This is a genomic window from Lysobacter enzymogenes (assembly GCF_017168095.1).
GTDB lineage: Bacteria > Pseudomonadota > Gammaproteobacteria > Xanthomonadales > Xanthomonadaceae > Lysobacter > Lysobacter enzymogenes_D.
Map to the genome: position 1 here is coordinate 1 of NZ_LXSD01000085.1, position 8,544 is coordinate 8,544.

The 8,544-nt window shown below is 71.3% G+C and carries 9 protein-coding genes, 1 tRNA gene and 1 riboswitch; of the genes, 4 read left to right on the forward strand and 6 right to left on the reverse strand.

Going from position 1 to position 8,544, the window contains the following annotated elements; translation table 11 throughout:
- On the forward strand, positions 1 to 844 hold an 844-nt coding region (locus A7A76_RS02450; RefSeq protein WP_206409705.1), incomplete at its 5' end, for a hypothetical protein.
- Positions 841 to 1,746, forward strand: a complete 906-nt coding sequence (locus A7A76_RS02455; protein WP_206409706.1) for a hypothetical protein — start codon at positions 841 to 843, stop codon at positions 1,744 to 1,746. The genes A7A76_RS02450 and A7A76_RS02455, both read left to right, overlap by 4 nt.
- 207 nt (positions 1,747 to 1,953) lie before the next feature.
- Here A7A76_RS02455 and btuB read toward each other — a convergent pair whose 3' ends face one another.
- From btuB to A7A76_RS02470, 3 genes are all read right to left on the reverse strand, one after another.
- Positions 1,954 to 3,804, reverse strand: a complete 1,851-nt coding sequence (gene btuB, locus A7A76_RS02460) for a TonB-dependent vitamin B12 receptor (protein WP_206409707.1) — start codon at positions 3,802 to 3,804, stop codon at positions 1,954 to 1,956.
- 124 nt (positions 3,805 to 3,928) lie between these two features.
- Positions 3,929 to 4,187: riboswitch (cobalamin riboswitch) on the reverse strand.
- Between the two features lie 159 nt (positions 4,188 to 4,346).
- Positions 4,347 to 4,808 carry a TfoX/Sxy family protein gene (locus tag A7A76_RS02465; RefSeq protein ID WP_206409708.1) on the reverse strand — a complete coding sequence of 154 codons (462 nt, stop codon included), beginning with the start codon at positions 4,806 to 4,808 and terminating at the stop codon, positions 4,347 to 4,349.
- Entirely contained in the window at positions 4,805 to 5,287 is a 483-nt protein-coding gene (locus tag A7A76_RS02470) for a GAF domain-containing protein (RefSeq protein WP_206409709.1), read from the reverse strand. The genes A7A76_RS02465 and A7A76_RS02470 overlap by 4 nt, the downstream gene beginning before the upstream one ends.
- Before the next feature lie 169 nt (positions 5,288 to 5,456).
- On the opposite strand from A7A76_RS02470, the gene bioD reads away from it, so the two are divergent.
- On the forward strand, positions 5,457 to 6,143 hold the full coding sequence (gene bioD, locus A7A76_RS02475; protein ID WP_206409710.1) for a dethiobiotin synthase: 687 nt from the start codon (positions 5,457 to 5,459) through the stop codon (positions 6,141 to 6,143).
- A gap of 380 nt (positions 6,144 to 6,523) precedes the next feature.
- Here bioD and A7A76_RS02480 read toward each other — a convergent pair whose 3' ends face one another.
- The 3 genes from A7A76_RS02480 to A7A76_RS02490 all read right to left on the reverse strand — a co-directional run bounded on the left by A7A76_RS02480 (position 6,524) and on the right by A7A76_RS02490 (position 7,860).
- Entirely contained in the window at positions 6,524 to 6,934 is a 411-nt protein-coding gene (locus A7A76_RS02480; protein WP_074873443.1) for a phasin family protein, read from the reverse strand.
- A gap of 321 nt (positions 6,935 to 7,255) precedes the next feature.
- Positions 7,256 to 7,612 (reverse strand): 6-carboxytetrahydropterin synthase QueD, encoded by a 357-nt coding sequence (gene queD, locus A7A76_RS02485; protein ID WP_057949942.1) that lies wholly within the window; start codon positions 7,610 to 7,612, stop codon positions 7,256 to 7,258.
- 171 nt (positions 7,613 to 7,783) lie between these two features.
- Positions 7,784 to 7,860: transfer RNA gene (locus tag A7A76_RS02490), tRNA-Met, on the reverse strand.
- Positions 7,861 to 7,985: 125 nt separating this feature from the next.
- Here A7A76_RS02490 and A7A76_RS02495 point away from each other — a divergent pair.
- Positions 7,986 to 8,544: RNA pyrophosphohydrolase (locus A7A76_RS02495; RefSeq protein ID WP_206409711.1), on the forward strand; the 559-nt coding region annotated here is incomplete at its 3' end.

An 8,544-nucleotide genomic window follows, 5' to 3' on the forward strand; every position in this document is an offset into this window, starting at 1 on the left:
CGCGGTGTTGCCGGCGCAGGCCGGGCAAGCGCAGGCGCGGCTGGCGCGCGCGCTGGCGCCGCTGGCGGCCTCGCGCTGGCCGCAGGTGGCGTGGAGTTTCAGCTCGCTGACCAACACTGGCCTGCCGGTCGAATTCGCCTGGACTTCGCGCGAGGCCGCGGTGCGCTGGACCGCCGAGGTCGCCGAGCCCGAGGCCGACGACGCCGCGCGCCTGCAACGTGCGGCGCAAGCGGTGGACTGGTGCGGCGATCTGCAACCGTGGATCGATCATCAGCGCGGCGCGCGGCTGAAGTTCGGCGCCTGGGCGTCGGCGCGGCACGGCGAGGATTTCGCCGCCAAGCTCTATGCCGACCTGCCCGCGGGGCGTCTGCCGCCGCAGTGGCGCGATCGCCATCCCGTGTTCGCTTCGCAGTTGCTGTTCTGGCGCATGTGCGGGGTCAATCCCGACGGCAGCGTCGAGTGTTATGCGCGCGCGGACGAGCTCGACCTGGCCGCCTTGCGCGCGCTCGCGCGGGCGACGCTCGGCGACGAGGCGGCGCTGCTGCAACGTCTGATGCAGGTGCTGCCGGCCGACGACCTGCCGCGCCCGTCCGGCATCAGCCTGGCGCTGTCGGCGCAAGGACAGGTGCGCGCGCTGACCTGGTTCACCTTCGCCAAGGCGATCTTCCGCGACGATGCCGAAGTCGAACGCCGCTTGCGTGCGCAAGGCGAAGGCCGCTCGGCGCAAGTCTACGCCGCGCTCGCCGCCGGCCCGGCCGACGGCCGCTGGCGCCACGGCATGATCGGCGTCGGCGCCGACATCGCCGGCAACGCCTGGGTGCAATGCGGCGTGCGGCCGACATGAGCGCCGCGCCGCAACCCCGCGCGTTCGCCGCCGCCGTCGCGGCGACGCCGCACTTCATCCTCAGCGAAGTGTCGCTGGGCGGACAGCGCCTGCACGACCGCAACGGCTTCGTCACCGCGCTGGGCGTGCGCGCGCTGCGCCGGCGCGGCCTGGCGGTGCCGGCGGCCTTGCTCGATGCGCTGGAGCGTTGCCGCTCCGCGCACGGCGGCTTCCGCTTCTGGCCGCAGGACGCGCGGCCGCAGTGGGCGCCGGACCTGCCCGACGACGCCGACGACACCGCGATCATGCTGCTGGAACTGCTGCACGCCGGCCGCGTGGATCGTGCCCAGGCGCGCCGCGTCGCCTGCCTGACCATCGCCCGGCGCCGCATCGCCGATTTCCCGCTGCTGCGTCCGCCGTGGCTGCGCCCCGGCGTATTCGCCACCTGGAGCCGCGACGGCGTGCGCCGCGACCTGGTCGATTGCACCGCCACCGCCAACGCGCTGGCGCTGTTCGCGGCGCTGGACCTGTCGCACCTGCCCGGCGTGCGCGAAGCGCAGCGCATGCTCGCCGACGCGCTGCGCTGGGCCGGCGACGACGCCCTGCGCGCGGCGAGCCTGTCGCCGTTCTATCCCGATCCGATCGAGTTGGTCCTCGCGCTCGATCACGCGGCCGAGTGCGGCGCGCATGGGCTGGAGGCGTTGCATCGCCGCGCCGCGGCGACGAGGTGGGGCGGCGACGCGGAACTGCGCAGCGCGCAGCGCGATCACGCGGTGTGCGGCAGTCCTTACGGCGTGGCGGTGTGGCGTTCGCCGGAACTGGCGCGCCTGCGCGGCTGGGCGCTGGAAACGGCGCGCCCCGCTCGCACCGAACCGATCTTGGACTCGGCCGAACTCGACGAACAGCTAACCGCAACGGCCTGAGCCGCCGCAACGACGCCGCTGTAGGAGCGGCGCAAGCCGCGACCGCGGGGTAGCCGCTGGCGGCGGAAGTTTCGTCGCAGGTGCGGTGCCGCGGTCGCGGCTCGCGCCGCTCCTACAGCGGCTTCGGAAACGGCGAAGCCCGGCCGGAGCCGGGCTTCGGGTCCATCACTCAGGGCCGGGACCGCATCGGTCCCGACCCTGTCGCCATCAGGGCTTGGGCGCGTAACGCAAGGTCAGGAACCACTCGCGCCCCGGCTGGTTGTAGTACGACACGGTCTCGTACTCGCGGTCGAACACATTGGCCACGCGCGCCTGCAGGCTCAGCGCATCGTTGAAGGCGTACTCGGCGCGCAGGTCGAAGGTGCCGTAGCCGCCCACGCGCACGCTGTTGGCGACGTCGTCGTAGCGCGAGCCGTAGCCGACCGCGGTGGCGCCGACGCGGAACTTGCCGAAGGCGCGATCCAGGTCGATGCGGGCGCTGTGCCTGGCGCGGCGCGGCAGATCGTTGCCGCGGTAGAAGCCGACCCGGTTCTCGGTGTCCAGCCAGCTCGCGCTCGCCGCCAGGGTCCAGTCGGCGAAGGTCGTGTCGACGCCGATCTCGGCGCCGCGCATGCGCGCGCGTTCGATGTTGTTGGGCAGGTTGATCGCCGAGTCGAAGGTGATCAGCTGGTCCACGCGGGTGTCGAAGCCGTCGATGCGGGCGTTGAAGTTCTCGCCGCGGTAGGCCAGGCCCAGTTCCCAGGTCTTGGACTCTTCCGGCTTGAGGTTGTGGTTGCCGAAGAACGGGTAGTACAGCTCGTTGAAGGTCGGCGCCTTGAACGCGGTGCCGTAGCCGACGGTGACGCGCCAGTTCTCGGCGAAGTTCAGACCCCACGCGGCGCCGCCGGTGGTGTGGCCGCCGAACTGCTCGTTGTCGTCGCGGCGCACGCTGGCTTCGAACGACTGGTTGCCGAAGCGGCCCTGGTACTGGACGAAGCCGGCCTTGTTGTCGCGCGCGCGTTCGTCGTAGACGGTGTCGCTGCGCACTTCGTCGCGCAGCCAATCGAAGCCCGCGGTCAACACGTGGCCTTCGAAAAGGTTGAAATCGGCCTGCAAGGTCGCGCTGTCGCGGTTGGTGCTGAAGTAGCCCATCGGCAACGCACCGAGGAAGTTGTCCGAGCTGTCGACATTGCGCCCGCCGCTCAACTGCACGTGCACGCGCTCCGACGGACGCCAGTCGACCTTGCCGCCGACCACCTGCTGCACGGTCTCGGAATAGTTGACGAAGCTGCCGTCGTAGTCGTTCTGGCCCTCGGCGCGCAGCGCCTGGCCTTCCACGCTCCACTGCTCGTTGATCTCGACGCCGCCGCGCAGCGACAGCGCATGGCTTTCGTAGCCGTCGCGGTCGGGCTCGTCGGTGAAGCAGCCGGCGAACACCGGGAAGCCGGCGCCGCGGCAGGCGTTGATGCCCTGGGTCTTGCGGAAGCTGTAATCGGCGCCGAACCAGCCGCGGCCGCTGCGGCCGCCGAAGCCGGTGCCGAATTCGACCGTGCCGTTGCTGCCGCCGCCGGCGTGCACGCGCGGGGCGAAGCCTTGGCGCTCGCGGCGGGTGAACACCTGGATCACGCCGCCGATGGCGTCGGCGCCGTACAGGCTCGAGCGCGGGCCGCGCACGATTTCGATGCGCTCGATCAGCTCCAGCGGCAGGTCCTGCAGCGAGGCCAGGCCCGAGGTCGGCGAACCGATGCGGATGCCGTCGACCAGCACCAGCACGTGGTCGGATTCGCTGCCGCGCAGGAACAGCGTGGTCAGCTTGCCGGCGCCGCCCTGGTTGGCGAGGGTGATGCCGGCGCGGCCGCGCAGCAGGTCGTTGAGGTCGCGCGCCTGGCTGCGCTCGATGTCGCTGCGGTCGAGCACCTCGACCGGGGTCAGCAGGTCGTTGACGCTGACCGCGGTGCGGTTGGCGGTGACCACGACCTGATCCAGGTCGGTGGCCTCGCCGGCAGGCGCGGCGACGGCGGCCGCCGGCAACGCGAGGGCGCCGGCGATGGCGAGGGACAGCAGCTTGAAACGACGCATAAGACACTCCTGCGCGCGCGATCCAGCGCGCGCGACGAACGGCGAAGGGCGGCGGCGGGGGAGGGCGAACGCAGGCGAGCCGGCGCGCAGGCGCGGCGACCGCCGCGATGCCCTCCGCATCGCAACCTGTTGGGGCTTCGGGGCCGGTCTCCGGACTTGCGCGCCGAACCGGCGGACCGGTTCCGGCGCGGCGCCTTCCCATGCCGGCGGCGCGAGGCCGATGGCACAGTGGCGTTTGCCGCGCTTGTGGACGCGCTTACCGTTGCGGGGGCAGTGCCGGATTGGCCGCGGCGGGATCGTCGATCCGCGCCGCCGGGCGTCACCGGCTTCCCGTTTCAACCCGGCGGCCTGGCCGCGGGGTCACCTCGAAGCGGGGCGCAGTGTACGCGAAGTGGGGCGGACCTGCCCGAAGTCCCTGTAGGAGCGGCGCGAGCCGCGACCGTGGGTCACCGGTCGCTGCGCAGCTTTCGTCGTAGCCGTGTTGTCGCGGTCGCGGCTCGCGCCGCTCCTACAGGGAGCGGGCGCAGCATCCCGGGATCGGGTCAGTCGCGGCGGTCGTCTTCGTCGTGGCCGTCGGTCGGGCCGTCGCCGCTGTCGCGATCGTGGCCGTCGTCGTGGCCGTCCCCGCCGTGGTCGGCGTCGTCGCGGCCGCCGAAGCCACCACCGAAGACGCCATCCTCGTGGCGCTCTTCGTTATGCACCGTGGTGCGCACCGGCGCCGCCGCCGGCTTGTTGCGCGGCGCCGGCAGCAGCGCGGTGGCCGCCTCGGCGGCGAGGATCAGCTCCTGGCGGCGTTCGTCGGGAATCTCCTGCCAATGGCAGTCCAGCAGCGCGCCTTCGATCGCGTAGAGCAGGTTCAAGGTCGGCTTGAAGCCGGCGCGCTTGACCCGCATGAACGCCTCGACCGTGCCGATCGCGGCGATGTCCGCGTGCGAGCGCAGCCCCACCTGGCGCAGCCACGCCGCGCTCTTGGGGCCGATATTGCGCAGTTTCGCTCCGCTCATGCCAACGACTCCACATAGACCTGCGCCAGGGCTTCCAGGCCGGCCTGGTCGTCGGCGTCGAAACGCGCCGGCACCGGGCTGTCCAGGTCGAACACGCCGATCAACTCGTCGCCGCGGACCAGCGGCACCACCACTTCCGAACGCGACGCCGCGTCGCAGGCGATGTGGCCCGGGAACTCGTGCACGTCGGCCACGCGCTGGGTGCTGCGGCTCGACGCGGCCGCGCCGCACACGCCCTTGTCGAGCGGAATGCGCACGCAGGCGGGCAGGCCCTGGAACGGGCCGACCACCAGTTCGGTGCCGTCGAAGAAATAGAATCCGACCCAATTGAGCTGCGGCAGCGCCTGGTTGACCAGCGCCGACAGGTTGGCGGCGTTGGCGACGCGGTCGCGCTCGCCGTCCAGCAAGGCGCGCGCCTGCTCGACCAATTGGGCGTATTGCTCGGACTTTCGGCCCGAAAGTGTGGAGGCAGTAAACATCTTCGGAGTGTAACAGCGGCACCCACCGCGACTACCATGCCCATTGGGCCGCGCCGGGAAAGCGCGAGATCAGTCACAGGCGCCGGTCCCCCCGTTCCGACCCGCGAACCGCGTCCGCGCCGGCCTGCCGCCGCGCGCCGCCGCGGCCGCTCCAGCCGCGAGAATCCGCATGAATCCAGCACACCGGCTGCCCGGCCTGTTCGTCACCGGCACCGACACCGGCATCGGCAAGTCCGTCGCCAGCGCCGCCTTGCTGCACGCCTTGCGCGCCGGCGGCGCGCGCGCGGTCGGCATGAAGCCGGTCGCCAGCGGCTGCGAGCCTGGCCCGGACGGCTGGCGCAACGAGGACGCGCTGCTGCTGCAGGCGGCCAGCCAGCCGCGGCCGCGCTACGAAGACGTCAACCCCTACGCGCTGCCGCAGCCGCTGGCGCCGGAAATCGCCGCCGCCGAGGCCGGCGTGGAGATAGCGCTCGAACCGATCCTGGCCGCGCACGCGCGCCTGGCCGCGCAGGCCGACACGGTGGTGGTCGAAGGCGTCGGCGGCTGGGCCGCGCCGATCAGCGCCGAACTCGACCAGATCGACCTGGTGCGCGCGCTGAAACTGCCGGTGGTGCTGGTCGTCGGCCTGCGCCTGGGCGCGATCAACCATGCCCGCCTCAGCGTGCGCGCGATCCAGGCCGACGGCGCCGAGCTGATCGGCTGGATCGCCAACGGCATCGACCCGCACATGGCCCGCGCCGACGAGAATTTCGAAATCCTGCGCCGGCGCCTGCCGGTGCCGTGCTGGGGCCGGCTGCCGCATGCGGCGCAGCCGGATCCGGCAGTGCTGGCCGCGGCATTGCGGCCGCCATACTGAAGCCGCGATTCCGGCTGCGGGAGCGGCGCGAGCCGCGACCGTGGAGTGGCCGTTCGCGTCGTTGCTTGCGCCGTGGTCGCGATGTCGCGGTCGCGGCTCGCGCCGCTCCTACAGGGAGATCGCAAGCGTCGGTGGTTTCCTGTAGGAGCGGCGCAAGCCGCGACCGCGCAGCGTCATGTCGCGACGAAACCCCGATCCCCGCAGCCGCCGATTCGCTAGCGGGTCACCTCAGAGCGATCGCGCTGACGCTGTAACTCGCCGCGCCGCCAAGGCCTCAACCGCAGCCCCCAAACCGCAAGCACGAAAAAACCCGACAGCTCGCGCTGCCGGGTTTCTTCATCGGATCGGGCCGCCGGGAGAGAGTCGGCGGCCGCGACGCCTTACTTGGCGGCCGGAGCGGCGGCCTTGGCCGCAGCCTTGGTGGCCTTCTCGACGTTGGCCTGGGTGGCCTTGGCGGCGGTCTCGACCTGCGACTTGGCCAGCTCGGCGATGGCTTCGTTGGTCTTCAGGGTGCGGCCGAAGGCTTCCTGGCCGGTGCTGACGGCGCGCTCGACGTTCTCGCGGGCGATCTGCACGCCTTTCGGGAACAGGGTCTTGAGGGCGTCGAAGTCGCGGGCCTCGGCGGCTTCGCCGAAGAACGCGAAGGTGGCGTTGACGCGGTCCTCGATCGCGGCGATCTGCAGGCCGAACACGGCCTCGGCGTTGTCGAGGGCCAGGCGGTTGACCTGAGCGGCCGTGTCCGCGAACTGGCGCGTGGCGGCGGCGAACTGTTCGTTGAACTGCTGGTACATGGCTGAGCTCCTGTGAGGGTCGTCCAGCCGATGGGCGACTGGATTGTGCGTTGCAGCATAGGCCGGTCTTTGTTGCGGCGCAACATGACGCCGACGAGCGGTGCTGAATCGTTCAGAAAGCCTGCGGGGTCAGTCAGTTACGGGGTTGAAAGCTGAATAGGCAAAGCGCCGCGGCTGGCCAAGGCGAGGCCGCGCGCATGGCTCATTGCGCGAAACTGCGGGACGAGGATGTCGGAACCGTGGCGCGCGCATGACCCGCCGCGGAATCGCGGCCCAGGGCCGATCGCGTCGCAGGCGCCGGCGCGAGGCGCCGGCCCGGGCTCATTCGCCGCGGTAGCGGCTGCCGGCGGTGCAGGTCTCGTGCACCACGATCTCGCTCAGCAACGGCAGCGCCGGCTTGAGCTGCTCCCAGATCCACACCGCCAGCCGCTCGCTGGTCGGGTTGTCCAGGCCCTCGATGTCGTTGAGGTAGTGGTGGTCGAGCCGGTCGTGGATCGGCTGGAACGCCTTCTTGACGTCGGCGTAGTCCATCAGCCAGCCGCTGTGCTCGCCGATGTCGCCGCGCAGATGCACCTCGACCCGGAACGAATGCCCGTGCAGACGCGCGCACTTGTGGCCTTCCGGCACGTTCGGCAGCCGGTGCGCGGCTTCCAGGGTGAAGACCTTGAAGATGTCGATGGCGGGCATGGCGGCGAGGCGGGAGCGGTGCCGGCGGGCGCCGGCGCGTGGAAGACGATGATCGCGCAGTGCGGGCGCCGGCGCGAACGCGGGCGGCGCGCCGGCGGAGCGCGGATACGAAAAAGCCCGCTGCGCTGGCGGGCCTGGACGGTGTTGCGGCGCGTTTTCTTATGGTGGCTATGGGTGGACTCGAACCACCGACCCCAGCATTATGAGTGCTGTGCTCTAACCGGCTGAGCTACATAGCCACGGTGAGCCGCGCATTCTTCATGTCCGGGGCGGGCTTGTCAATCCTTCCGCCGCGTTTTGCCCGGCTTGTCCTCTGGCCGACCCCGTGGCAGAGTCGGAGACAGTGAAATTCGGAGTCCGCATCGTGATCGATCCGGACGGCTACAGACCCAATGTCGGCATCGTATTGATGCACCCGGACGGCCGCCTGTTCTGGGCGCGCAGGGTGCATCGCGACGGCTGGCAATTCCCGCAGGGCGGGATGAACTCCGACGAGACGCCGCTCGAGGCCATGTACCGCGAGCTGCGCGAGGAGACCGGCCTGCATCCCCACCACGTCGAAGTCCTCGGCGCCACTCCCGGCTGGCTGCGCTATCGCCTGCCGCAGCGGGCGGTGCGGCGCAACGACCGGCTGGTCTGCATCGGCCAGAAGCAGGTGTGGTTCCTGCTGCGGCTGACCGGCGAGGAGTCGGACCTGCGCCTGGACGCCACCGACAAGCCCGAGTTCGACCATTGGCGCTGGGTCGATTTCTGGTACCCGCTCGAGCACGTGGTGATGTTCAAGCGCGGCGTCTATTCCAGCGCGCTGCGCCACCTGGCGCCGTTCGCCCGCCACGTTGCCGGCGCCCAGGCGGTGCCGCTGCCGTGCCCGGTGCCGGATCCGCGCCGCGAGGCCGGCCTCGGCGGCCGCCAGCACCAGCGGC

What these genes read in the sequence shown, in the direction of transcription:
- A7A76_RS02455 (WP_206409706.1), top strand. Translation starts at nt 841, where the DNA reads ATGAGCGCCGCGCCGCAACCCCGCGCGTTCGCCGCCGCCGTCGCGGCG.
- btuB (WP_206409707.1), bottom strand. Translation starts at nt 3,804, where the DNA reads ATGCGTCGTTTCAAGCTGCTGTCCCTCGCCATCGCCGGCGCCCTCGCG.
- A7A76_RS02465 (WP_206409708.1), bottom strand. Translation starts at nt 4,808, where the DNA reads ATGAGCGGAGCGAAACTGCGCAATATCGGCCCCAAGAGCGCGGCGTGG.
- A7A76_RS02470 (WP_206409709.1), bottom strand. Translation starts at nt 5,287, where the DNA reads ATGTTTACTGCCTCCACACTTTCGGGCCGAAAGTCCGAGCAATACGCC.
- bioD (WP_206409710.1), top strand. Translation starts at nt 5,457, where the DNA reads ATGAATCCAGCACACCGGCTGCCCGGCCTGTTCGTCACCGGCACCGAC.
- A7A76_RS02480 (WP_074873443.1), bottom strand. Translation starts at nt 6,934, where the DNA reads ATGTACCAGCAGTTCAACGAACAGTTCGCCGCCGCCACGCGCCAGTTC.